The sequence below is a fragment of the Stenotrophomonas sp. X genome, assembly GCF_055721025.1.
In genome coordinates, this window is record NZ_CM146756.1 from 470,637 (window position 1) to 491,963 (window position 21,327).

Sequence of the window (21,327 nt, forward strand, 5' to 3'; positions counted from 1 at the left end):
CTGATGGCCTGCGACAGCCGAGCATGGCTCGGCTCTACAGATTCGACCGCAGTCGCGCAGGATCAGCTACGGTGGATCTCCACCGTTACGTGCACCAGCTCTTCATGGATCGCCAGCGCGTTGCGCACGGTATCGGCATCCAGCGTGGCGTCGCTGGTGACCACGCTGGCGCTGACCGCGTACTTGCCGCGACCCACCTGCCAGACGTGCAGGTCGGCCAGGCGTGCCGGCCACGGGCCCTGTTCGATCACTTCGCGCACTTCGGCCACCACCGGCGCGTCCATCTGCGCGTCGAGCAGGATGCGGCCGCTGTCGCGCAGCAGGCCGATCGCCCACACCGTGACCAGTACGGCGCCGACCAGGCCCATCACCGGGTCCAGCCAGGTCAGGCCAAGCAGCTTGCCGCCGAGCAGGGCGACGATGGCCAGCACCGAGGTGGCGGCGTCGGCCAGCACGTGGACGTAGGCCGAGCGCAGGTTGAGGTCGTGACTGTGCGCGTGGGCGTGATCGTGGTCATGGCCGTGATGATGGCCATGGTCATTCCCGTGGTGGTGATGCGCGTGGCCCGGGCTGTCGTGCAGCCACCAGGCGCACAGCAGGTTCACGCCCAGCCCGACCGCAGCGATGGCAATGGCTTCGTTGTAGTGGATCGGTGCCGGTACCCACAGCCGCTCCAGCGATTGCACCGCCATCAGCGCGGCGACGCCAAGCAGGGCGATGGCGCTGGTATAGCCGGCCAGGATCTCGATCTTCCAGGTGCCAAAGGCGAAGCGCGGGTCGTGCGCGTAGCGGCGCGCGCAGCGGTAGGCGAACACTGCCAGGCCCAGCGCGAGTGCGTGCGAACTCATGTGCCAGCCGTCGGCGAGCACGGCCATGGAGTTGAACCACCAGCCGCCGACAATTTCCACCAGCATCATGCTGACGGTGAGCCACAGGGCGCGGCGGGTATTGCGTTCGGCCAGCGGGTTGCCGTCGTCGAAGCGGTGTTCGTGGCGACGGGCGGCGGCGACGGCATCCAGGTGCATGGGAAGACCAGAGGGTGGAAGGATACCTCCATAGGGTATAGGATGCGCCCATGGCCCATGTACACACGAATCGAAAGCAGCTGCTGACCCGGGTACGCCGGATCGGCGGCCAGGTGGCGGCGTTGGAGCAGGCGCTGGACAGGCCGGAAGGTGAGGTCGGCGACTGTGCGGACGTGCTGGTGCAGGTTGCTGCGGTGCGCGGCGCCGCCCATAGCCTGCTGATGGAGCTGCTGCACGAGCACCTGCAGGAACATGTGGTCGGCGCCGACGACCCGCAGCAGCGGGCGGCCGAGGCCGAAGTGCTGGTCGAACTGCTGCGCCGCTACGGCAAATAGCAAGGGTAGTGCCGGCCGCTTGCCGGCACCTGCAGGTTGCGTGCGGCGTTCATGGGGTTGCCGGCCAGCGGCCGGCACTACCCGTGCCGGTGCCGCGCGTTCCAGATATGCGTGGCGGCCAGCAGCAGGCTGCCGATGACCGTCATCGGTGTCTCCCAGTCGTGCGAGGGCAGCGCCAACGCGCCGGCCAGCAGCAGGCCGAGCCCCGCGCCGGCGGTGGCCCAGGCCAGCACCGGCAACGGATGGCGGCGCTCGGCACGCCACAGCGCGTAGCCGGTCAACGGCAGGGCGATGGCCACGAACAGCAGGTGGACCCATTCCGCTTCGGCCCAGCTGCCGAACAGCGGCAGCGCGGCGGCAAGCAGGGGCAGCGCCAGGCAGTGCAGCAGGCACAGGCTGGACAGCGCGACCGCGCCGGCATCGAGCAGGACGGCAGACGGCGACTTCATCGGGGGACGTTCCTTGCGCAGATAGTGTTATACAGTAACATTTCCGCTCCGCAGCCAACCCGCTCCGACATGAACACTGTTTCCCGCGCCGACCGTCGCCTTCCGGTCACCGTGCTGTCCGGCTTCCTCGGGGCCGGCAAGACCACCCTGCTCAACCAGATCCTGCGCAACCGCGCGGGCCTGCGTGTGGCGGTCATCGTCAACGACATGAGCGAGGTCAACATCGACGCGCAGCTGGTGCGCGACGGCGGCGCCGAACTGCGCCGCACCGAAGAGACGCTGGTGGAGTTCAGCAATGGCTGCATCTGCTGCACGCTGCGCGATGACCTGCTGCAGGAAGTACGGCGCCTGGCCGACGCCGGTCGCTATGACTACCTCTTGATCGAGTCGACCGGCATCGGTGAGCCGATGCCGGTGGCGGCCACGTTCGCGGTGCGCGACGAGCAGGGCTTCAGCCTGAGTGACATCGCGCGCCTGGACACGATGGTGACGGTGGTGGATGGCAGCGCGTTTCTCGCCGACTTCGGCTCGACGTTGCGCCTGGCCGAGCGCGGCCAGCAGGCCGGGCCGGATGACGACCGCGGCGTGGTCGACCTGCTGTGCGAGCAGGTCGAGTTCGCCGACGTGATCGTGGTCAGCAAGGTCGACCAGGTGGATGACGAAGTGCTGCAGGACACGCTGGCCGTGCTGCGCGGCCTGAACCGCGACGCGAAGCTGCTGCTGTCCCGCTTCGGTGACGTGCCACTGGCCGAGCTGCTGGACACCGGCCGCTTCGACTACGAGCGTGCGCAACGTGCGCCGGGCTGGGTGAAGGAACTGCGTGGCGAGCATACGCCGGAGACCGAAGAGTACGGCATCGCCAGTTTCGTCTACCGCTCGCGGCGACCGTTCCATCCCGCGCGCTTCGCTCGTGCGCTGCAGTCGGGCATGCCCGGCGTGATCCGCAGCAAGGGCTGGTTCTGGCTGGCCAACCGGATGGACTGGGTGGGCGAGCTGAACACCGTGGGCGCCGCGACGCGGACGCAGGCGGCGGGGTTCTGGTACGCCGCGCGTGATCGCGTGCGGGCTGGGCTGGAGGACACCGCGCCACTGCTGCCGCCCACGCCGCTGCCGTACAGCGACTTGGGCTGGGCGCGGCAGCAGGCCGACTGCTGGAGCGCACCGTTGCCGGGTCTGGAAGACTTCCCGGATGCAGCCGCGCATTCGGCGATGCAGCGGCTGTGGCACCCGCTGTGGGGCGACCGCCGCCAGGAGCTGGTGGTGATTGGCGTGCACATGGATGAGCGCGCGGTGCGTGCGGAGCTGGACGCGTGCCTGCTCAACGACCAGGAACTGCGTGCGGGGCCGCTGCTGTGGCAACAGCTGCCGCAGGCCTTCCCGGTGTGGAAGCGGTGACGGTGCACTGAGGATCCATGGGTTGCCGGCCAGCGGCCGGCACTACCCCTGGTCGATTAGGCCATGCGTGGATGGATGCATGGCGGAGTCGAGCATGGCTCGACTCTACAGTGCGATCCGTCGCGGCCAATCCTGTAGAGCCGAGCCCATGCTCGGCTGCTGCAGTGGATCCACGCATGGCGTGGATCTACAAGGCGTCATGCCATTGCCAACCCCCGGTGCCCACCTGCAGCACGTGGGTCGGCCGCAACGCCTGCAGCAGGTGCCGGTCGTGGCTGACCATCAGCAGCGCGCCCGGCCATGCCGCCAGCAGTTCTTCCAGTGCCTGCAACGCGCTCAGATCCAGCGCGTTGCCCGGCTCGTCCAGCAGCAACAGCTGCGGTGCGGGATCGGCATACAGCACGCTGGCCAGCGCGCCTTTCACCCGTTCACCATCGCTGAGGCTGTGGGCTGCACGCTGGATGCGCTGTGCGTCCAGCCCGAGCAGGGCCAGTCGTGTTCGCAGTTCGCTGGGGTCGGCACGCGGGTTGGCGGCCTGCACGGTGTCAAGGATGCTGCACTGGCCGGACAACCCCAGCAGCTGCTGGTCGAGCAGCGCCAGAGGTGCATGGCGCTGCACGATGCCGCTGCGTGCAGGCAGCTGGCCGGCCAGCACGCGCAGGAGCGTGGACTTGCCACTGCCGTTGTCACCGACCACGGCGATGCGCTGGCCGCGGCGGATCTCCAATTGCAACGGTGCACTGCAACCCTGCGGCAGCACCAGCGACTCCGCCTGCAGCAGACGTGCGTTGCCGCGTTCACCGTCACCGGCGAACAGCGCCAGCTCCGGCGCGGCGTGAACTGCCGAAGCCGCTGCGCGCAGCTGGTCGGCGCTGGCCTGCAGACGATCGGCCTGTACCTGTTGCGCGCGCCCGCGGCTGGCCTCTGCACGCTGTTTCTGCCGGCCAAGCAGGATCGGTGCCTGGTTGGCCTGCTTCGCATCGCGATTGCCACGTGCCTGGCGCTGCAGCTGGCGTTCGTGCTGCTCGCGCGCGCTGCGCTGTTGCTGCCGGTGCTGGGCGCGGGCGTGGTCGAGCTGTGCGGCGGCCGCTTCGCGTTCGGCGGCTCGCGCGTCGGCGTAGTGCTGCCACGGGCCGCCATAGCGATGCAGCCCGCGCGCGTCGAGCTCGACGATCTGCTGCATCTGCGTCAGCAGCTCGCGATCATGGCTGATCACCAGCAGGCCGCCGCGCCACTGCTGCAACCGTTCGTACAACTGTTGGCGATGGCGGGCATCGAGGTGGTTGCTGGGTTCGTCCAGGATCAGCCAATCGGCGCCGCTGGCCCAGGCGCCGGACAGCGCCACCTGCATGGCCTGGCCGCCACTGAGACGCGCGGCGGGTTGGGCGGGATCGAGATCGTCGGGCAGGCGGAGCGCCTGCCATTGCTGCTGCAGGCGCTCGCGCAGATCCCAATGGTCGCCGACGCAGGCGAAGTCGGCCTCATCCACGCTGCCGGCTTCGATGCGTTGCAGTGCGGCCAGTTCCGCGCCGACGCCGGCCAGTTCACCGACCGTGCCGGCGGGTGGATAGCCGGGCGTCGGCAACAGGAACACGCGGCCGCTGCTGCGCACCTGCCCGTTCTCTGGCCGCACCCGACCGGCCAGCAGGCGTGCGAGCACGCTCTTGCCGGTGCCATTGGCACCGACCAGGCCGGTGGCGACCGGATCGAAGGAAAACGACAGATCGGAAAACAGCGGGCGGCCGTCGGCCAGCCGATACGACACGCGATCGAGCGTGAGGGAATGTGTGGTCATGCGACCTCCATGGATGCCGGGTTCTCCCCTGCGCGCAGGGGCGGGAAGAGTCAGGCCGTCTGTTGGGAAGACGGCGGCATCAATGGCGCATTGGTCGCGAGCCTCTGGGAGGAATGAGCGGGCAGTATAGCGGCGGTGGCTGAATGGCTGCGTGCAGCTGTAGAACCGAGCCACGCTCGGCTGATCTTCGCCTGGGTTCCGGTGAGTCGAGCATGGCTCGACGCTACAAGAAGCATCCATGCATGGCGTGGATCTACGGCACGGTGTCCAGGCGGGCGCCGACGAAGTCGATGAACACCCGCAGCTTCGGCAGTACGTGTCGGCCTGACGGCCACAGCAGGTGGAAGGTGCCGCAGGAGTGCACATGATCCTCCAGCACGGTGACCAGGCGGCCGTCGGCCAGCGCTTCGCGCACCGAGTGCACCGGCACGAAGGCCAGGCCGACATCACGCAGCGCCAGCGCCACCCGCGCCTCGATGGTGTTGGCCACCATGTGCACCGGCAGCTCCTGCGGTGTTTCGTGGTCGGGCCAGTGGATCGGCCACGGCTCCAGCTTGCCGGTGCTGGGGAAGCGATAGTGCAGCAACGTGTGCTGCAGCAGGTCGGCCGGCGTGCGTGGAACGCCGCGACGCTGCAGGTAGCCCGGCGAGGCGACGACACGCCGCGGGAACACCCCCAGCCGGCGCGCATTCATCCGCGAGTCGCTGGGTTCGCCAACGCGCAGCACCGCATCGAAACCTTCCTCGATGACATCGACCAGCCGGTCGCTGAAATCCAAGTCGAGGCGGATGTCCGGATACGCGGCCATGAATTCGGCCATCAACGGCAGGGTGAGGTCGCCTACCAGTGGCAGGCTGATCCGCAGCGTGCCGCTCGGTGCAGCGTGCGGTTGCGCCAGTTCGGTGCGCGCGGCATCGCGTTCGTCGAGGATGCGCCGGCAGCGCACCAGGAACAGCTGCCCCTCGGCGGTGAGGGTGATGCTGCGCGTGCTGCGGTGGAACAGGCGCACGCCCAGTGCGTGCTCCAGCCGCGCAACGCATTTGCCGGCGGCCGAGGCCGAGATGCCCTGCAGGCGCCCGGTCTCGACGAAGCTGCGGGTGTCGGCGGCGTGGACGAAGGTCTGCAGGTTGGCGAGGTTGTCCAGGACTGACATGGGCGTACCGGCAATGAAAACGGCAGGGTAGGGGCGGGTGATCGCGGCACGCGGCGCGGCCGTCGCAACACTGTGGTGCGGGGCCTCGGGCAGCCCTTGCGACCTTGCAGTTCCGGGCATCATGCCGATTGCGGACTGCACGGTCCATGATGCCCGGAGCGGCAACCGGCTTTTTGCGCCGCGTCGTGCTGCCTAACGTGGCGGGCCTCTCCCCACGGATCACCGCGATGAATGCCGCTCTTTCCCTTGAACCTGCACTGACGCTGCCTTCGGTGCAGCAGCTGCTGCAGCAGGTCCACCCGCTGCGCCTGGTCGGTGCGGTGGTGCTGGTGCGCGAGCACGGCGTGCTGCGCCATGCCAGCGCGACCGGGCTGGCCGATCGCGAGTCGGCCAGGCCGATGCAGCGCGACCAGCTGTTCCGGCTGGCCTCGGTCAGCAAGCCGTTGCTGACCACGGTGATCCTGCGCCTGGTGGCCGAAGGCGTGCTCGACCTCGACACACCGGTACAGCGCTGGCTGCCGGACTTCCGTCCGGCGCTGGCCGATGGCCGCACGCCGCCGATCAGCCTGCGCCAGCTGCTCAGCCACAGCAGCGGGCTGGGCTATCGCTTCCTGGAGGCTGATGCGGTGGGGCCCTACGCGCGCGCTGGCGTCAGCGATGGCATGGACGCCAACCCGCTTTCCCTGGCCGAGAACGTACGCCGGATCGCGCAGGCGCCGCTGCTGTTCGAGCCGGGCAGCCAATGGCTGTACTCGTTGGGCGTGGACGTGGCCGGTGCGGTGGCCGAAGCCGCGACCGGTGAAACGCTGCAGGTGCTGTTCGAGCGTTTGCTGGCCGCCCCCTTGCGCCTGCGCGATACGGCGTTCGCCACGCGCGATGCCGCACGGCTGGCCACGCCGTATGTGAGCGACACGCCGCGGCCGCATCGCCTGCAGGAAGGGGAGGTGGTCGCGCCGTTCGAAGGCACGGTGGGCATCGAGTACAGCCTTGCGCGTGCCCTCGATGCAAGCCGTTTCGCTTCGGCCGGCGCCGGCCTGGTGGGTACTGCCGATGAAGTGATGGCGGTGCTGGAGGCGCTGCGTGACGTGCAGCGCTCCGGCCTGCTGCCGCCCGCGCTGGCGGCAGAGATGGCCAGCCCGCAGGTGGGCGAGCAGGGGCCGCCGGAACCGGCCGGCTGGGGCTTCGGGCTGGGCTTTGCGGTACTGCGCGATACCGCCGCCAGCGGCACACCACAGCGCGAAGGCAGCTGGCGCTGGGGCGGTGCCTACGGGCACAGCTGGTTCGTCGACCCGTCGCGTGGGCTGAGCGTGGTGGCGCTGACCAACACCCTGTACGAAGGGATGGATGGCGTTTTTGTCGATGCACTGCGCGACGCGGTCTATGCCGACCTGGAGACTACGCGATGAGCGGCCATGCCATCGATGCCGCCAGTCCGGCTGGCGAGGCCACGCGCCTGCCGTGGGCGGGCCTGCTTGCCTTGGCCGGCGGCGGCTTCATCACCCTGTTGACCGAGACCCTGCCGGCGGGTGTGCTGCGGCCGATGGGCGAAAGCCTGGGCGTGAGTGATGCGGCGGTCGGCCAGCTGGTGAGCGTGTATGCGCTGGGTTCGGTGATGGCCGCACTGCCGATGACCGCGCTGACCCAGCGCCTGCCACGGCGTCCGCTGCTGCTGGCGGCCATCGCCGGCTTCGTGGTGGTCAATACGCTGACGGCGTTGAGCAGCAGTTATGCGCTGATCCTGGCTGCGCGCTTCCTGGCCGGTGTGAGCGGTGGCCTGCTGTGGTCGCTGGTGGCCGGTTATGCCGCGCGCATGGTGGTGCCGTCGCTGCAGGGACGGGCCATCGCGGTCGCAATGGTCGGTTCGCCGCTGGCGCTGTCGCTGGGGGTGCCGGCAGGAACGCTGCTGGGCCAGCAGATCGGCTGGCGCTGGTCGTTCGCGCTGATGAGCGTGCTGGGTCTGCTGCTGCTGGCCTACGCGCGCTGGGCGTTGCCTGCGCTGCCGGCCGCTGGGGCCGGGCAACGCACTTCGCTGGCGACCGTGTGGCGCCTGCCCGGTGTACGCAGTGCGTTGCTGGTGATGGCGCTGTACGTGCTGGCGCACAACGTGCTGTACACCTATATCGAGCCGCTGGCGGTCGACGCGGGTGCCGGTGCTTGGCTGGACCGGCTGCTGCTGGCCTTCGGCATGGCGGCGATTGCCGGCATCGCGATTGCCGGCTGGGGCGTGGATCGCCACCTGCATGCGCTGGTGTGGGCGGCGGTGATCGGCTTCATCGTGCCGGTGCTGGCCTTGCTGGTGTGGCCTGGCGTGGCGAGCGCACTGCTGCTGGCGACGATCCTGTGGGGCGTGGCGTTCGGCGCCGTGCCGACCCTGTTCCAGACCACCTTGGCACGGCGCGCCGGGGCCGCTGCGGACCTGGCGCAGTCGATGCTGGTGACCGGCTGGAACCTGGCCATTGCGGCCGGCGGCGTGGCAGGCGGCGTGCTGCTGCAGGCCAGCGGCCCACGCCAGCTGGGATGGCTGCCGTTGCTGCTGCTGGCGGTGACCGCCGCGTGGCTGCTGGCACGGCCGAAGGCCTGGGCGTAGGCGCAGGCCAAACGTGATGGAGGTGCCGGCCAGCGGCCGGCACTGCCGTGGTCCACGCCATCCACGCATGGCGTGGATCTACCGAGCGCAGCGACCCGCGTTTGCCTTTGCTTTCGCTTTCTTCCGTTGATTCCGTGGCGGGACGCCGCCGCAATGTGCCCATGGCCGGGTGGGTGGGTTGGGCAGGACGCCCAACCCCGGTCTTGCCCACCCGGCCCCACCTGATGGATCCACCGGGCGCGATCCTCCACGAGGGGCTCCGCCGTTCGCCGTCCTACTCCACTCCCTCACGCTCGATCGGCACGCTGCGCGGGTTCTGCATGTGTTCGCGTGCAGCGCCGTACTGCTGCTGCCGCTTCTGATGGAAGGCGACGAACTCATCGCGCGGCAGCGGCCGCGAGAACAGCCAGCCCTGTCCGAATTCCACATGCCGGCTGTGCAGGTAGGCCAGCTGCGCTTCGGTTTCCACGCCCTCGGCCACCACCCACAGGCCCAGCTCCTTGGCCATGTCGATGATGTGCGGCGTGACCGGGCTGGTGGCGCTTTCGGTGCCGATCGCATCGATGAATGATTTGTCGATCTTCAGCGCATCCAGTGGCAGCTGCTGCAGGTATTGCAGGCTGGAGAAGCCGACGCCGAAATCATCGATGGCCACGCTGTGGCCGGTGCGGCGGGCGGCGGCGAGCATGGTGCGCGCGCGGTCCAGATCGAGGAAGCCACGTTCGGTGGCCTCCATCCAGATCTGCTGCGGCAGGATGCCGCTGCCGGCCATGTGCCGGGAGATCATCTTCAGGGCGCGACCGCTGCTGATGTCTTCGGCGGCGAGGTTGATCGCGATGTGCGCGCTGCGGTCGGCGACCAGCAGCTCGCGCATGTCGCGCACCACGTTCTCGATCACCAGGTCGGTGACGTCGGCGATCATGCCGGCCTCTTCGGCCAGCGGAATGAACAGGTCAGGGCGCACCTGGGTGCCATCCGGGCGTTGCCAGCGTACCAGCGCCTCGGCGCCGACGCAGATGCCGGTGTCCAGCTCGATGATCGGCTGGTAGTGCAGGTACAGCTCGCGGCGGCGGATGGCGGTAGCCAGTTCGCCGCGCAGGGAAAGGCGGCGCCGCGACAGCCAGATCACCAGCCCGGCGCCGGCGGCGGCCAGCAGCAGACCCACCGGCACGTACAGCCAGGCCTGTTGGCGGAAGGCCGCAGCGAGCGCGGTGCGCGGTGTAGTGGCGACGGCCAGCCATTCCTCGTTGCGCGCGGTAGCGAACAGCGTGGTGTGGTCCAGGCCTTCGCCCGGGTCGCGCAGCAGTGCCTGCAGCAGGTCCGGATCCAGGCCGGGCTGTTTGGCCAGCAGGCGTCCATCGGGGCTGGCCAGTGCCAGCCGCACATTCGGGTCGGCGATGACATCAACGAAGCGGCGTGGGTCCACCAGTGCGTCGTAGGACCCATACAGGATCGCCAGCACCTGGCGTCGCCCGCTGATTTCCGGGCGCACGTCCACCGCGATGCCGGCGCCGTCGCTGGTGACGTGGTCCGGCCTGGGCTGATCCACATCCGACAGGAACGGCCCCCAGGAGGTGCAGCGCAGCTTGCCTCCTTCGAAGTAGCCCATCTGGTCAATCGATGAGGTGGTCATCACCAGGGTCTGCATGCGCCGGATGTGTTCGGGGCTGCAGGACACGTAGGTGCCGGCTTCGGCGGATTTCAGCGCCGCCAGCGCCTCCTGGTAGGACAGGTCGGAGCGGCGCAGGGTGCGATCGGCGATGTCGCGCAGGCGCTGCTGTTCGACGCTGACCGCGCGGTCCCAGGTGGCATAGGCCATGACCGCGATCGGCACCGCAGCGGCCAGCAGGGCCAGTGCGGTACCGCCGATGATGACGCGCAGGCGGCTCATGGCCGGGGCTCCAGCGGGGCGGGCGGGGCAGGGCGCATGGTCGGGCCGGTCCTTGGGCAGGTGCGGCTATCTGAGCATGGCACCGGGCCGGGCGGAATGGGATCAATACGGTATTCGGTCACATTGTGGTGAAAGCGGCCTGCTTTGACGCAATGGGGCCGTCTGGCGCTGGCGCTCGGCGCCGCGGAGGACTACCGTCGAACGCTTCGCCCGCCCCTTCCCGCGCCCATGACCGAGCCCGCCACGCCCCCCGAGCACCTGCGCCGCAGCCTGTCCAACCGCCACCTGCAACTGATCGCCATCGGCGGTGCCATCGGCACCGGTCTGTTCATGGGCTCGGGCAAGACCATCAGCCTGGCTGGCCCGTCCATCGTCTTCGTCTACCTGATCATCGGCGCGATGCTGTTCTTCGTGATGCGCGCGATGGGCGAGCTGCTGCTGTCCAACCTGCAGTACAAATCCTTCATCGACTTCTCCACCGACCTGCTCGGCCCCTGGGCCGGGTTCTTCTGTGGATGGACCTACTGGTTCTGCTGGATCGTCACCGCCATTGCCGACGTGATCGCGATTGCCGCCTATGCGCAGTTCTGGTTTCCGGGGCTTGAAGCCTGGAAACCGGCGCTGGCCTGCGTGATGCTGCTGCTGGCGTTGAACCTGGTGACGGTGAAGCTGTTCGGCGAAATGGAGTTCTGGTTCGCGCTGATCAAGATCGTGGCGATCTGCGCGCTGATCATCACCGGCGCCGGGCTGGTGGCGTGGGGCTTCACCTCGCCGAGCGGCCACACCGCGTCGCTGTCGAACCTGTGGAATGACGGCGGCATGTTCCCGATGGGCCTGGTCGGTTTCTTCGCCGGGTTCCAGATTGCGGTGTTCGCCTTCGTCGGCATCGAGCTGGTCGGCACCACCGCCGCCGAAACCGCCGACCCCGAGCGCAACCTGCCCAAGGCAATCAACTCGATCCCGGTGCGCATCATCATCTTCTATGTGCTGGCGCTGATCGCGATCATGGCGGTCACCCCGTGGCGGCAGGTGGTGCCGGACAAGAGCCCGTTCGTGCAGCTGTTCGTGCTGGCCGGCATTCCTGCCGCCGCCAGCCTGATCAATTTCGTGGTGCTGACCTCGGCCACGTCCTCGGCCAACAGTGGCATCTTCTCCACCAGCCGCATGCTGTACGGCCTGGCCGAAGAGGGCCACGCTCCGCGCGGGCTGTCGAAACTGTCGCGCGCTGCGGTGCCGGCCCGTGGCCTGCTGTTCTCGTGCCTGTGCCTGCTGGGCGGCACGTTGCTGATCTACCTGATTCCCAACCTGGTGACCGCCTTCACCCTGGTGACGACGCTGGCGACGGTGCTGTTCATCTTCGTCTGGTCGCTGATCCTGGTGGCCTACATGGCCTATCGCCGTCGCTACCCGGAGCGCCACGCTGCCTCGATCTTCAAGATGCCCGGCGGCGTCGCCATGTGCTGGGCCTGCCTGGTGTTCTTCGCCGCCGTGCTGGTGCTGCTGAGCCTGCAGGGCGACACCCGCCAGGCGCTGATCGCCAGCCCGGTGTGGTTCGTGCTGCTGGGCGCGGGGTATTGGGTGCGCCGGAGGGCCGCGAAGTGATCCAACGCCCCCGTTCCATCGATTGATCCATCGTCTCCAGAGAGTTTCATCCACGCATGGCGTGGATCTACTGTCAGCCGCAGGAAACCGGCCGCTGCCGTTGCCGTTGAGGTTGCCGGCCAGCGGCCGGCACTACCGCGGGTGCAGGGCGCAGCCCTGCCGACCCCCGTTCACCCAACATTCGCGGGCGCGGCCGGATCATCCGGCCGCCATGTCCCATCGACCTCTCCTGCTTGCACTGGTGCTGCTGCCCATCCTGTGGCCCGGGATGGCTGCCGCGCGCACGGTCTATCGCTGCGTGCAGGGCAACACCGTCAGCCTGGCCACCGCACCGGAGCCGGGATCGCGGTGCACGCCGAAGGAGATCGACGACAACGCCATCCAGGCCCCGAACCTGTGGGGCAACATGGGCGTGTTCAGTGGTGTGCTGTACGAGCGCGAGCAGGACGGCGTGCTGGTCTATTCCACCCGCAACCTGCCCGGCTCGCGGGTATTTCTGAAGTTCACCGTGGCCACGCCGCCGGGCGAGCCGGCGCATGAGGGCCTGGGCAAGGTCGGCACGCCGCAGCTCGCGCAGCACGCCAGGCAGTTCAAGGCCGCGGCCAAAGCCACCGGCGTCGACGATGCCTGGCTGCGCGCGATCGCCCATGCCGAAAGCAATTTCGATCCGCTGGCGGTCTCGACCAAGGGCGCACAGGGCGTGATGCAGTTGATGCCGGAGACCGCACAGGAATATGGCGTGCGCGATCCGTTCTCGCCACAGCAATCGATCGAGGGCGGCGCGCGCTACATGCGCGCGCTGCTGCGCCGTTACAACGGCGATCGCCCGTTGGCGGCGGCTGCCTACAACGCGGGCATCGGTGCGGTCACCCGCTACAAGGGCGTGCCGCCCTACGCCGAAACCCTGGCCTATGTGGACAAGGTGATGGCGCTGTACGCGCGCTACCGCGAAGCGATGGGCATCCGCACCGAAGTGCCGGCGCGCTAGCGGTAGGTGCTGCCTGCACGTGGCGTTGTAGAGCCGAGCCAATGCTCGGCTGCGCCAATTGCAGCCGAGCATCGGCTCGGCTCTACACAAAAGCCGCTCAGCGCGACGTGGAAGTGCTGACCAGGTCGTAGGGCTCGATGCGGCCGACGCGTGCCACCTCGGCCTGCACGTCGGCACGCTGCTTGAGTGCACGCCACGCGGCATCGATGCGCACATCGCCCGGCAATGACGGATAGGTGCGCATGTCCTGCAGGCTGGCCAGGGTTTCACCGCGTTCAACCGGCGAGCGCAGCTGTTCGATCAGCACGGCGGCGGCACCGTCCAGGTCGCCTTCTTCCAGCAGCATTTCGCGGTGGAACAGGCGGGCATCGTCGCGCTGGGCCAGGATCACCGCGCGTGCTGCATCGCGCGCCTTGGCATCACCGCGCTCGCGGGCCGCGGCGAACTGCAGCAGCGCCTGTGCGGCCTTGCCGTAACCGGCGAGGCCCGGCATGTCATTCACTGCCTGCGCAGCGTCCTGCATGCGTCCCAGCGAACTGAACACGAAGCCGACATTCATCTGGTGCTCGACACCATCCGGGCCGAGCGCGCCGATGCGGGCGGCCTGCTTCGCCGTGGCCAGTGCCTCATCGGTGCGGCCCAGCCGGCGCAGTGCGGTGAGCCGGCTGTTGAGCAGCCAGGCCACCCATTCCGCTTCTGTGGCGGCAGGCGATTCGCCGTTGCTGGCGGCAGCGGCCATGCCCGCGGTCAACGACAGCACTTCCTCGTTGCGGTCCAGCATCAGCAAGGTGGTGCTGAACTCGGCCATGCGCGCGTCCAGTGCGCGGTCGAGCAGGCCGGAAACACGTAGTTCATCGAGGTGGCGCTGTGCCGCCTGCACTGGATCGAAACGCGCGTCACCGCGATCGACATAGCGATCGAAGCGCTTGTCGCTGCGCAGGCGGATGATCTCGGCCGGGCTGTCGATGCGCGCCAGCGTGGCCGGAATGCTGTCGCCACGGCCGTAGTCGGCCTGCAGCGTGGCCAGCGCCAGCCACAGCCCGGTGGGTTCCAGGCCGCCACTCTTCCAGCCGTTGTCAAACAGCGCCTGCAGCAGGTCCATGCGCTTCTGTGGCTGGTCACGCAGGCGGTACTGCAGGTAGTTGACCGCGTGGTGATCGATCGGCAGCGGCGCGTCGGCGTGCTGCAGTGCCTTCACCAGCAAGGTGGTGGCTGCGGCCGGCTGGTTGTCCGACAGTTCCACTGACACCAGGGTGAGCAGGATCTGTGCATCCTCCGGCAGGGCCTCCTGCGCCCGCTGCAGGTAGCGGCGGGCCTGATCCGGCTTCTTCTGCATCAGAGCGGTCCAGCCGGCGACCTGCGAGGCGCGGCCGCGACGCTCGGCATCGAAGTCGTCCAGCAACGGATCCTCCATCAGCCGCTCCATGCTGATCAGTGCACCCAGCGTGTTGCCGCCGCGTGCCTGCTGGATGGCTTCATCCCAGCGCGTGGCGTACGCCGCGTGTAGTGCATCGGCGGTGGCCGATGGCTTCTGCGGGGCCACCGTGATCGAAGCGGAGGCGGGCGCACTGGCCAATGCGGCCAGCAGCAGTGCGGTGAGGGGGAGAGCGCGGGGCATGGAGAATCTCCATCCGTGGGAACCGCATTGAACCTGCTACGGCCAGCGAGGACAAGCACGACGAAGCGAATCCGGCCTTCAGCCGCATGATCGGCCGTGGCGGATCGCACGCGCAGCGTCTATTGTCGGTGCCTCTTCAAGCGGCAGGCAGAGGCAGCGCAACACGATGGCACGGTGGCAATGGATGGCGGCAGGGGTGGCGTTGGCAACGGCGGTGGGCTTGGCTGCAACCTGGTGGGACACCCCGCTGAAAACGCTGGCCGGCCCTGCAGGCCCGGTGCCCACGCCACTGGCCTGGACCGGGCAGATCGAGCCGCTGGCCGGCGATGGTCACCCCGGCGACCGCGACGGTACGTCCGCGCAGGCGCGCTTCGCCGACCCGTATGCACTGCTGCGCGGCACCGATGGCAGTGTCTATTTCACCGATGCCGGTGACAACAACCGGATCCGCCGCCGCCTGCCCGATGGCCGCGTTGAAACCGTGGCCGGGCAGGGTGAGGGCCGTGTCGATGGTCCTGCGCTGCAGGCCAGCTTCAATACGCCCTCAGGCATTGCCGGCGATGCGCAGGGCAACCTGTACGTGGCCGACACCGGCAACCATGCGATCCGCCGCATCGGCACCGATGGCCAGGTGACCACGTTGGCCGGTGGCGAACAGGGCCACGCCGACGGCCCGGCCACGCAGGCCCGCTTCGATGCACCGATGGGCGTTGCGGTGGACGCGCAGGGCCAGGTCTACGTGGCGGACACGTTCAATGACCGCATCCGGGTGATCGGTACCGATGGCAGTGTGCGCACCCTGGCTGGTGGTGATCGGCCAGGCTTTGCCGATGGCGTGGGCGCCGCTGCGCGTTTCGATACGCCAGTGGCGCTGGCCTTCGACGCGCAGGGTGCGTTGCTGGTGGCCGATCTGTTCAACAACGCCGTGCGCCGGGTGGGGGCCGATGGCACGGTCAGCACCGTGGTCGCCGCCGGTGGCGTGATCAATGGGCCGCTGTCGCTGGCCACCACCCACGACGGCGTGCTGTACGTGGGTGATCTGGATGGCCGCATCGTGCAGGTGACGCCGCAGGGCCACCAGATCGCGCTGGTCGGCAATGGTCGCCTGCCGCGCCTGGCCCGCCCCAGTGGATTGGCGATGGATGCCGATGGCAGCGTGCTGGTGGCCGACGCCGCAGGCTACCGCCTGCATCGCCTGCGCCCGCTGCCGGTGGGCGAACTGCCGGCACCGGCACTGGTCGGCCCGGCCGCTGATGCCGCGCTGCCGAAGACGGGGGGCCGTTGGCCGCTCGCACCGCAGGACGGCTGGCACGAAGTGGTCGGCACCCTGGGCGAAGTGCGCGGCAACTTCAGCGGTGAGAGCCGCCACCACCTGCATGGCGGCTTCGACGTGCGCGGTGATGTGGGCCAGACCGTGCTGGCGATTGCCGATGGCAAGATCAGCAGCCCGGTGGCGGCCTGGAACCTGGGCGAGCAGGCCGAGGGCCTTGCGGTGGACCGCCTCAAGTACATCCACATGCGCGTCGGCCGCACCCCGCGCGATGTGCCGTTCGACGCGCGCTGGCAGGCGCTGTACGACGAGCAGGGCAAGCTGCAGCGGATGCGCGTGCGCCGTGGCATGCGCATCCACGTGGGTGACCGCCTGGGCAGCATCAACAACCAGGCGCACGTGCACCTGGCGGTGGGCACCGGTGGTTTCGAGACCAATGCGGTGGCGCTTGGCTTCCATAACTACGCCGATCACTTCGCACCGCGCATCACTGATGTAGCACTGCTGGACGACAACGACCAGCCGATGGCCGCAGGCAGCGATGGCGTGGTGATGGTTGCGCGGCAGGGGCGTGGCGTGCAGATCGTGGTGGAGGCCTGGGACCAGGTCGACAACAATCTGCCACGACGCCGCCTGGGCATGTACCAGGTGGGTTACCAGATCCTCGATGCTACGGGACAACCGCTGCAGGGCTACGAGCAGCCGCGCTGGAACATCGTGTTCAACCGCATGCCGCCGCAGCGGGAAGCAGTGCGCGTGGCCTACGCACCGGACAGCGGCATCACCGTGCATGGCAGCGCGGTGACCCGGTTCCGCTACCTGGCCACCAACACCGTGCGTGATGGCCTGATGGAAACCGGACGCTGGCAGCCGGCGGCGTTGCCGCCGGGCGAGTACGTCGTGCGCGCCAGCGTGCGCGACTACAGCGGCAACGAAGGCGTCGGCCCGCGCGAGATCAGGGTACGGCTGCTGCCATAGCGGCAGCCGGGGTGCCGCAGCGTTCGCGCTCGGCGTCCATGTCTTCCAGCGGCCGCACTTCGATGCTGCCGAAGCGTGCCCACGGGAAGTCGCGGGCGATGCGCATGGCTTCGTCGCGGTCGCGGGCGACGATCAGGTTGAAGCCGGCCAGCAGTTCACGGGTTTCGGCGAACGGGCCATCCAATACGCGACTGTGGCCATCACGCACGCGCAGGGTCTGCGCGGTGTCGACCGGCTGCAGCTTCTGCGCGGCCAGCAGCGTGCCTTCGGCCTGCAGCTTGTCGGCATGGGCCAGGCAGTCGCGCATCAGCGCGTTGAATTCTTCGATGGGCAGGGCCTGCAGCAGGGCAGGCTCGATGTAGATCAGAAGCAGGTACTGCTGCATGGCACGATCCTGGCGGGGGCGGGGTGCCCATGATGGCGCAGGTCTGCGCGTGGGCATGTTGCAGCGCGGGAGGCGCGCCTTCGGCGGGGATCGGCGAACGGCGGAGCCCCTCCGTGGTGGGTTGGGTGGGTCGCTGAAAGCTGGGTTTCTGGCGATTGGCCGGGTGGGGAGGCAGGGCAGGGGGCGCTGCAAGTACGTCCATGTAAGCTCGGTCGCCGCATCCATGCGGCTCACGCCCCTGCCCTGCCTCCCCACCCGGCCTTGGACAGATCTCTGCGGCTGACCCACCACGGGAAATCAACAACAAGGGCAAAAGCGGGTCGCTTCGCTCGCAAAGCCGAGGCCGCCAGCCATCCGCCGTTGCTTTTGCCGTTGCTTTTGCCGTTGCCTTTGCCTTTGCCTTTTTTCTTGATCTTCCCGTGGTGGGTACCGCAGGCAGGAAACTGTCCAAGGCCGGGTGGGTAGGCGGGGCGGGGGTGTCCGCGGCATGGATGCCGCGGCCAAGCCCCCATGGATGGGTTTACGGCGTCCCCCGACCCGCCTACCCACCCGGCCAAACCCATGAACCCGAGCTTTCAGCGACCAACCCAAACCCGCCACGGAGGGGCTCCGCCGTTCGCCGCCTCCCGCCGAAGGCGTGCTTTCCACGCAGAAAAAAAATTTCCGGAAACGTGTCGATTCCGATGACCCTGGTTCGTTGTACCCAGTGAAGGGCACGCACCACGCGTCCCCACGGGAGACTGCAATGAAAGTGATGGTGATCGTGAAGGCCAACGCCGACTCCGAAGCCGGCCGCATGCCCAGCGAACAGGAACTGTCCGAAATGGGCGCCTTCAACGAACAACTGGTGGCCGCCGGCATCATGCTGGCCGGTGAAGGCCTGCACGCCACCCAGCGCGGCCGTCGCATTCATTTCGGCGCTGGGGCACCCAGGGTCGAGGCCGGTCCGTTCGGTCCTGCCAGCGAACAGATCGCCGGCTTCTGGCTGTGGGAGGTGCGGTCGCTGGACGAGGCCGTTGAATGGGCCAGCCGTGCGCCGTTCGGCGAGGGCGGCACGCTGGAACTGCGTCCCCTGATCTCCGCAGAAGACTTTGGTGAAGCCTTCACCCCCGAATTACAGCAGCAGGAACAGCGTCTGCGTGCACAGCTGGAAGGCTGACCCGATTCCTCTCCCAACCGGGCACGCCCCGGCACTACCACCCTGAACCGCACAACGGAGTATTGCCATGAGACTGATTCCCTTCCTCGGCTTCAGCGGCCAGGCCCACGAGGCAATGGCGTTCTATGCCAAGGCACTCGGTGGCCAGGTCACCTCGGAAATGAAGTACCGCGACATGCCGCCCTCCGATGGCTCGCCGGGCTGCAACGAAATGCCGCCGGAAACCCTCGACCACGTCGCGCACAGCCAGCTCGAGATCGGCAACGCCATCCTGATGGCAGCCGACGGCCCCGGCGGAGGCGAGGGCGGCTCGACCACCATCAATGTCGATGTCGACAGCATCGAAGAAGCCGAACGCGTGTTCGCCGCGCTGGCCGAAGGTGGCCAGGTACAGATGCCGATCGGCGAAACGTTCTGGGCACATCGCTGGGGCATGCTGATCGACCGTTACGGCAAGCCGTGGATGGTCAACTGCATGAAGCAGCCCTGATCCCGCCTCTGTCATCCACAAGGAGCTTCAACGATGAGTGCACCACAACCGCAGATGATCTTCGTCAACCTGCCCGTGCAGGACCTGGAGAAGTCGAAGGCGTTCTTCACCGCGCTGGGCTACAGCTTCAATCCTACCTACACCAACGACGACGCGGCCGGCATGGTCATCAGCGAAAGCATCTACGTGATGCTGCTGACCCAGCCCTTTTTCCAGCAGTTCACCAACAAGCCGATTGCCGACGCGCACACCCACACCGAAGTGATCAACGCACTCTCGGCACCCAGTCGCAAGGCCGTTGACGAGTTGGTGGACAAGGCCCTGGCCGCCGGCGCCAGCGAACCGCAGCCGGCGCGCGACTACGGCTTCATGTACCAGCGTGGCTTCCAGGACCTGGACGGCCATCTCTGGGAGATCGCACACATGGATGGCGAGCCGGGCTGACGGCCGCCGCAGGAGAATCCGTATGGCTTACGTGGACGCTTACGTGCTGCCGTGCCCGCAGGACAAGGTGGCGGCCTACCGCCGCCTTGCCCGCAAGGCCGGCGCGGTGTGGAAGGACCATGGCGCGCTGCAGTACATGGAATGCGTGGCCGACGATGTGGAGCCGGGCAAGAGCACCTCGTTCCCGCGCGCGGTCAAGGTGAAACCGGGCGAGACGGTGATCGTCGCCTTCGTGGTGTTCCGCTCGCGCGCGGCTCGCGACCGCATCAACGCAAAGGTGATGGCCGACCCGCGACTGGCGTCGCTGGGCCCGAAGGACATGCCGTTCGATACGAAGCGCATGTTCTGGGGCGGCTTCAAGCCGATTGTTGAAGCGTGAGCTGCGGCGCTTGTGCGGGCCGGGCGTGCGTGCTGTGATCGGCGCATGCTCGAGCCCGCACTGACGCAGCGTCTGGAAACCCTCTGGCGGATGGAGTCGCCAGTGCTGATCGCGCGCCTGGCGCGGCTGCTCGGTGGCGATGTCGGCCGTGCCGAGGAACTGGCCCAGGACACCTGGCTGGCCGCGCTGGAGCGTTGGCCGGAGCAGGGCATCCCGGACAACCCCGGAGCCTGGCTGATGACCACCGCGCGCAACCGTGCCATCGATGTGCTGCGCCAGCACCAGCGCGTGGCTCAGCAGCACGCGCAATGGGGCGAGGAACTGCATCCGGCGGCGCTGCCGGCACCCGATGACAGCCAGGCGCTGGAGGACGACCTGGGCGATGACCTGCTGCGGCTGATGTTCGTGGCCTGCCATCCCGTGCTGCCGGCCGATGCGCGCGTGGCGCTCACCCTGCGCCTGCTCGGTGGCCTGACCACCGTGGAGATCGCGCGCGCGTTCCTGCAGCCGGAACCGACCATCGCCCAGCGCATCGTGCGCGCCAAGCGCACCCTGACGCAGAAGCAGGTGCCCTATGAAGTGCCGCGCGCGGAGGCGATGCCGGAGCGCCTGGCCTCGGTGCTGGAGGCGATCTACCTGGTGTTCAACGAAGGCTATGCGGCCAGCGCCGGCGACGACTGGATGCGCCCGGCGCTGTGCGAGGAAGCGCTGCGGCTGGCCCGCATCCTGGCCCATCGGTTGCCGGTGCCGCCGGTACTGGGCCTACTCGCGCTGATGGAGCTGCAGGCCTCGCGCGCAGCGGCGCGGGTGGACGCGCAGGGCGTGCCGGTGCTGCTGGACCAGCAGAACCGCGCACGCTGGGATTGGCTGCAGATCGAACGTGGGCAGCAGGTGCTGGCGCGTGCGCTGGCCGCGGGTGGTGGCGACGATCCCTACGTGCTGCAGGCGCGCATTGCGGCCTGCCATGCAGCGGCGCGCCGCCCCGAGGATACCGATTGGCCGCGCATTGCTGCGCTCTATGCACAGCTTCTGCAGGTGCAGCCTTCGCCAGTGGTGGCATTGAACCGGGTGGTGGCGATCCTGCGCAGCGACGGTCCCTTTGCCGCCTGGGCGCAGCTGCAGCCCTTGCTGGTCGACGCGCGCCTGCGTGACTACGCGCCGCTGCAGGTGGTGCGTGGCGAGCTTTTGCAGGCACTGGGGCGCGAGCAGGATGCGCGTGACGCTTTTGGCGAGGCGGCTCGGCTCAGCCAGAACCAGGCCGAGCGCGGACTGTTGCGGCAACGGGCGGGCCTGCTGCCCCCCACGGACTGAGCCGACAAGGACAGCACTTGTCGCCGCGCGCCTTAGCGGCTATGTTTCGCGCCCAGCGGACGCATCAGCGCCC

General features: G+C 68.4%; 19 protein-coding genes. 12 read left to right on the forward strand and 7 right to left on the reverse strand.

Features of this window, described 5'->3' with window-relative positions:
• Window positions 1–62: 62 nt before the first annotated feature.
• Window positions 63–1,025, reverse strand: a complete 963-nt coding sequence (gene dmeF / locus ACZ75I_RS02120) for a CDF family Co(II)/Ni(II) efflux transporter DmeF (RefSeq protein ID WP_472958635.1) — start codon at window positions 1,023–1,025, stop codon at window positions 63–65.
• A 50-nt stretch (window positions 1,026–1,075) separates the two neighbouring features.
• Between dmeF and ACZ75I_RS02125 the strand changes: the two genes are divergently transcribed.
• Entirely contained in the window at window positions 1,076–1,360 is a 285-nt protein-coding gene (locus ACZ75I_RS02125) for a metal-sensing transcriptional repressor (RefSeq protein WP_061478603.1), read from the forward strand.
• A gap of 77 nt (window positions 1,361–1,437) precedes the next feature.
• Here ACZ75I_RS02125 and ACZ75I_RS02130 read toward each other — a convergent pair whose 3' ends face one another.
• Window positions 1,438–1,809, reverse strand: coding sequence for a MerC domain-containing protein (locus ACZ75I_RS02130; RefSeq protein WP_180869129.1), 372 nt, complete (start codon window positions 1,807–1,809; stop codon window positions 1,438–1,440).
• A gap of 69 nt (window positions 1,810–1,878) precedes the next feature.
• Here ACZ75I_RS02130 and ACZ75I_RS02135 point away from each other — a divergent pair, with 69 nt between their 5' ends.
• Entirely contained in the window at window positions 1,879–3,204 is a 1,326-nt protein-coding gene (locus ACZ75I_RS02135) for a GTP-binding protein (protein ID WP_065197339.1), read from the forward strand.
• 187 nt (window positions 3,205–3,391) lie between these two features.
• On the opposite strand, the gene ACZ75I_RS02140 is transcribed toward ACZ75I_RS02135, so the two are convergent.
• Together ACZ75I_RS02140 and ACZ75I_RS02145 are read right to left on the reverse strand one after the other, a co-directional pair.
• Window positions 3,392–4,999, reverse strand: a complete 1,608-nt coding sequence (locus tag ACZ75I_RS02140; protein ID WP_472958636.1) for an ABC-F family ATP-binding cassette domain-containing protein — start codon at window positions 4,997–4,999, stop codon at window positions 3,392–3,394.
• Between the two features lie 253 nt (window positions 5,000–5,252).
• On the reverse strand, window positions 5,253–6,152 hold the full coding sequence (locus tag ACZ75I_RS02145) for a LysR family transcriptional regulator (RefSeq protein ID WP_346476645.1): 900 nt from the start codon (window positions 6,150–6,152) through the stop codon (window positions 5,253–5,255).
• 227 nt (window positions 6,153–6,379) lie between these two features.
• Between ACZ75I_RS02145 and ACZ75I_RS02150 the strand changes: the two genes are divergently transcribed.
• Window positions 6,380–7,558: a serine hydrolase domain-containing protein gene (locus ACZ75I_RS02150; RefSeq protein WP_346476644.1), complete on the forward strand. Its 1,179-nt coding sequence runs from the start codon at window positions 6,380–6,382 to the stop codon at window positions 7,556–7,558.
• A complete protein-coding gene (locus tag ACZ75I_RS02155) occupies window positions 7,555–8,739 on the forward strand; it encodes an MFS transporter (protein ID WP_180869120.1) in 1,185 nt (394 codons plus the stop codon). Before ACZ75I_RS02150 ends, ACZ75I_RS02155 begins: the two co-directional genes overlap by 4 nt.
• A 274-nt stretch (window positions 8,740–9,013) precedes the next feature.
• On the opposite strand, the gene ACZ75I_RS02160 is transcribed toward ACZ75I_RS02155, so the two are convergent.
• Complete coding sequence (locus tag ACZ75I_RS02160; protein WP_472958637.1) at window positions 9,014–10,630, reverse strand: EAL domain-containing protein; 1,617 nt, start codon at window positions 10,628–10,630, stop codon at window positions 9,014–9,016.
• 228 nt (window positions 10,631–10,858) lie between these two features.
• On the opposite strand from ACZ75I_RS02160, the gene cycA reads away from it, so the two are divergent.
• Together cycA and ACZ75I_RS02170 are read left to right on the forward strand one after the other, a co-directional pair.
• Window positions 10,859–12,232 (forward strand): D-serine/D-alanine/glycine transporter, encoded by a 1,374-nt coding sequence (gene cycA / locus ACZ75I_RS02165; protein ID WP_005415083.1) that lies wholly within the window; start codon window positions 10,859–10,861, stop codon window positions 12,230–12,232.
• A 211-nt stretch (window positions 12,233–12,443) separates the two neighbouring features.
• Entirely contained in the window at window positions 12,444–13,220 is a 777-nt protein-coding gene (locus tag ACZ75I_RS02170; protein ID WP_088496303.1) for a lytic transglycosylase domain-containing protein, read from the forward strand.
• A gap of 97 nt (window positions 13,221–13,317) precedes the next feature.
• Here ACZ75I_RS02170 and ACZ75I_RS02175 read toward each other — a convergent pair whose 3' ends face one another.
• Window positions 13,318–14,838 (reverse strand): tetratricopeptide repeat protein, encoded by a 1,521-nt coding sequence (locus tag ACZ75I_RS02175; protein ID WP_472958638.1) that lies wholly within the window; start codon window positions 14,836–14,838, stop codon window positions 13,318–13,320.
• 166 nt (window positions 14,839–15,004) lie between these two features.
• On the opposite strand from ACZ75I_RS02175, the gene ACZ75I_RS02180 reads away from it, so the two are divergent.
• Window positions 15,005–17,086 carry an NHL repeat-containing protein gene (locus ACZ75I_RS02180; protein ID WP_180869114.1) on the forward strand — a complete coding sequence of 694 codons (2,082 nt, stop codon included), beginning with the start codon at window positions 15,005–15,007 and terminating at the stop codon, window positions 17,084–17,086.
• Here ACZ75I_RS02180 and ACZ75I_RS02185 read toward each other — a convergent pair.
• Entirely contained in the window at window positions 17,064–17,471 is a 408-nt protein-coding gene (locus ACZ75I_RS02185; protein ID WP_472958639.1) for a YciI family protein, read from the reverse strand. The two genes, ACZ75I_RS02180 and ACZ75I_RS02185, sit on opposite strands and share 23 nt — an antisense overlap.
• A gap of 745 nt (window positions 17,472–18,216) precedes the next feature.
• Here ACZ75I_RS02185 and ACZ75I_RS02190 point away from each other — a divergent pair.
• The 5 genes from ACZ75I_RS02190 (at window position 18,217) to ACZ75I_RS02210 (ending at window position 21,254) form a co-directional block, all read left to right on the forward strand.
• Complete coding sequence (locus tag ACZ75I_RS02190) at window positions 18,217–18,630, forward strand: YciI family protein (RefSeq protein WP_061478614.1); 414 nt, start codon at window positions 18,217–18,219, stop codon at window positions 18,628–18,630.
• A gap of 67 nt (window positions 18,631–18,697) precedes the next feature.
• Entirely contained in the window at window positions 18,698–19,120 is a 423-nt protein-coding gene (locus ACZ75I_RS02195) for a VOC family protein (protein ID WP_061478615.1), read from the forward strand.
• A 33-nt stretch (window positions 19,121–19,153) separates the two neighbouring features.
• The gene (locus tag ACZ75I_RS02200) at window positions 19,154–19,564 is read left to right on the forward strand and encodes a VOC family protein (protein ID WP_005415091.1); all 411 of its coding nucleotides are present in this window, start codon (window positions 19,154–19,156) and stop codon (window positions 19,562–19,564) included.
• A gap of 22 nt (window positions 19,565–19,586) precedes the next feature.
• Window positions 19,587–19,943 (forward strand): DUF1428 domain-containing protein, encoded by a 357-nt coding sequence (locus ACZ75I_RS02205; RefSeq protein WP_134969091.1) that lies wholly within the window; start codon window positions 19,587–19,589, stop codon window positions 19,941–19,943.
• A gap of 45 nt (window positions 19,944–19,988) precedes the next feature.
• Window positions 19,989–21,254 carry an RNA polymerase sigma factor gene (locus tag ACZ75I_RS02210; protein ID WP_472958640.1) on the forward strand — a complete coding sequence of 422 codons (1,266 nt, stop codon included), beginning with the start codon at window positions 19,989–19,991 and terminating at the stop codon, window positions 21,252–21,254.
• Window positions 21,255–21,327 lie beyond the last annotated feature (73 nt).

Bases quoted from the DNA above. Each gene is read 5' to 3' on its own strand.
- dmeF (WP_472958635.1), bottom strand. From the start codon at position 1,025: ATGCACCTGGATGCCGTCGCCGCCGCCCGTCGCCACGAACACCGCTTC.
- ACZ75I_RS02125 (WP_061478603.1), top strand. From the start codon at position 1,076: ATGGCCCATGTACACACGAATCGAAAGCAGCTGCTGACCCGGGTACGC.
- ACZ75I_RS02130 (WP_180869129.1), bottom strand. From the start codon at position 1,809: ATGAAGTCGCCGTCTGCCGTCCTGCTCGATGCCGGCGCGGTCGCGCTG.
- ACZ75I_RS02135 (WP_065197339.1), top strand. From the start codon at position 1,879: ATGAACACTGTTTCCCGCGCCGACCGTCGCCTTCCGGTCACCGTGCTG.
- ACZ75I_RS02140 (WP_472958636.1), bottom strand. From the start codon at position 4,999: ATGACCACACATTCCCTCACGCTCGATCGCGTGTCGTATCGGCTGGCC.
- ACZ75I_RS02145 (WP_346476645.1), bottom strand. From the start codon at position 6,152: ATGTCAGTCCTGGACAACCTCGCCAACCTGCAGACCTTCGTCCACGCC.
- ACZ75I_RS02150 (WP_346476644.1), top strand. From the start codon at position 6,380: ATGAATGCCGCTCTTTCCCTTGAACCTGCACTGACGCTGCCTTCGGTG.
- ACZ75I_RS02155 (WP_180869120.1), top strand. From the start codon at position 7,555: ATGAGCGGCCATGCCATCGATGCCGCCAGTCCGGCTGGCGAGGCCACG.
- ACZ75I_RS02160 (WP_472958637.1), bottom strand. From the start codon at position 10,630: ATGAGCCGCCTGCGCGTCATCATCGGCGGTACCGCACTGGCCCTGCTG.
- cycA (WP_005415083.1), top strand. From the start codon at position 10,859: ATGACCGAGCCCGCCACGCCCCCCGAGCACCTGCGCCGCAGCCTGTCC.
- ACZ75I_RS02170 (WP_088496303.1), top strand. From the start codon at position 12,444: ATGTCCCATCGACCTCTCCTGCTTGCACTGGTGCTGCTGCCCATCCTG.
- ACZ75I_RS02175 (WP_472958638.1), bottom strand. From the start codon at position 14,838: ATGCCCCGCGCTCTCCCCCTCACCGCACTGCTGCTGGCCGCATTGGCC.
- ACZ75I_RS02180 (WP_180869114.1), top strand. From the start codon at position 15,005: ATGGCACGGTGGCAATGGATGGCGGCAGGGGTGGCGTTGGCAACGGCG.
- ACZ75I_RS02185 (WP_472958639.1), bottom strand. From the start codon at position 17,471: ATGCAGCAGTACCTGCTTCTGATCTACATCGAGCCTGCCCTGCTGCAG.
- ACZ75I_RS02190 (WP_061478614.1), top strand. From the start codon at position 18,217: ATGAAAGTGATGGTGATCGTGAAGGCCAACGCCGACTCCGAAGCCGGC.
- ACZ75I_RS02195 (WP_061478615.1), top strand. From the start codon at position 18,698: ATGAGACTGATTCCCTTCCTCGGCTTCAGCGGCCAGGCCCACGAGGCA.
- ACZ75I_RS02200 (WP_005415091.1), top strand. From the start codon at position 19,154: ATGAGTGCACCACAACCGCAGATGATCTTCGTCAACCTGCCCGTGCAG.
- ACZ75I_RS02205 (WP_134969091.1), top strand. From the start codon at position 19,587: ATGGCTTACGTGGACGCTTACGTGCTGCCGTGCCCGCAGGACAAGGTG.
- ACZ75I_RS02210 (WP_472958640.1), top strand. From the start codon at position 19,989: ATGCTCGAGCCCGCACTGACGCAGCGTCTGGAAACCCTCTGGCGGATG.